The sequence below is a fragment of the Aestuariirhabdus haliotis genome (assembly GCF_023509475.1).
GTDB classification, from domain to species: domain Bacteria; phylum Pseudomonadota; class Gammaproteobacteria; order Pseudomonadales; family Aestuariirhabdaceae; genus Aestuariirhabdus; species Aestuariirhabdus haliotis.
Genome location: NZ_JAKSDZ010000099.1, coordinates 1 through 1,179, shown reverse-complemented (window position 1 = coordinate 1,179; position 1,179 = coordinate 1). Strand labels below are relative to the sequence as shown.

Annotated in this window: 2 protein-coding genes; both read left to right on the top strand. The window is 48.3% G+C overall.

Annotated elements, in window-relative coordinates; all coding sequences use genetic code 11:
* Nucleotides 1-65 precede the first annotated feature (65 nt).
* Nucleotides 66-374 (top strand): transposase, encoded by a 309-nt coding sequence (locus tag MIB40_RS19425; protein WP_249697156.1) that lies wholly within the window; start codon nucleotides 66-68, stop codon nucleotides 372-374.
* Nucleotides 371-1,179: IS3 family transposase (locus tag MIB40_RS19420; RefSeq protein WP_249697155.1), on the top strand; the 809-nt coding region annotated here is incomplete at its 3' end. The genes MIB40_RS19425 and MIB40_RS19420, both read left to right, overlap by 4 nt.

The window sequence follows — 1,179 nt, the reverse complement described above, 5'->3', positions numbered from 1 at the left end:
CCGTGTTACCCACGATAAGTAGACACCAACTATAGTTAGATTTCGATCTGACTTGGAGGTGTAAAATGGCCAAGCATAGAAAACCCGCCTATACCGAAGAGTTTCGTAAAGAAGCCGTCCTTCGATCTCAGAAACCTGGCCAAACCACGGCATCGGTTGCTAAAGAGCTGGGGGTTAGTGCCCAGCAGATTTACAACTGGAAGCGTCAATTCAATCGCTTGTCCGACAAGCAATTCAACAGCCTTAATGGAGTTGATTACTCCAGGAAAGAATCCGAGGAGGTTCGCAAGTTAAAGCGCGAACTTGCCGAAGTGCGCAAAGAGAATGAATTCCTAAAAAAGGTGTCTGCGTACTTCGCGAACCACCAAGAGTGAAGTACGCACTCATTCAAGAATTTATCGGTCAGTTTACGGTTCTTTTGATGTGCAGGGTATTGGCCGTCTCTCGATCAGGCTTCTATAAATGGAAATTGTGCGGCTGTAGTGCCAGGCGTAAAAGAAAGAAGCAGGTAGAAGCGCAGGTGCTGGATACCTATGCGACGTATAAGGCACGTTACGGGGCTCCTCGTATTGCCAAAGAGCTGAATGAGTGCGGAACAGCCTGCAGCCTGAATCACGTAGCCGCCATTATGGCGGCCCATGGTATCAAGGCCCGTAATGGCAAGGCGTTTCGGTATTCGTCATCAAGCGAAGCCATGACGAACGTGGCAGAGAATCTTCTGTGGCGAAACTTTAGCGCAGGGAAGCCCAATACCAAGTGGACCAGTGATATTACGTATATCTGGATCAAAGATCGCTGGTTGTATCTGGCAACCATCATGGATCTGTATTCACGTCGTATCGTTGGCTGGGCTGTCGATACCAGCATGACGGAGTCTCTGATTACCCGAGCGCTGAAGATGGCCTTCAACCTTAGGGAGGTAACATCCAGCTTGGTGATTCATTCCGACCGCGGGGTACAGTATCGGGCTCGGCGCTACCAGGATTTAATCCGATCCTATGGAGGTAGGATCAGTATGAGCCGAAAGGGTAATTGCTGGGATAATGCCCCTATGGAATCCTTTTTCAGTCGTTTCAAAGTGGAGTTGATTTATGCGGAACAATACCAGTCGATAGCCGAAGCGAAATCCGGTATCTTTGAGTACATTGAAATCTTTTATAATCGAATAAGAAGGCACTC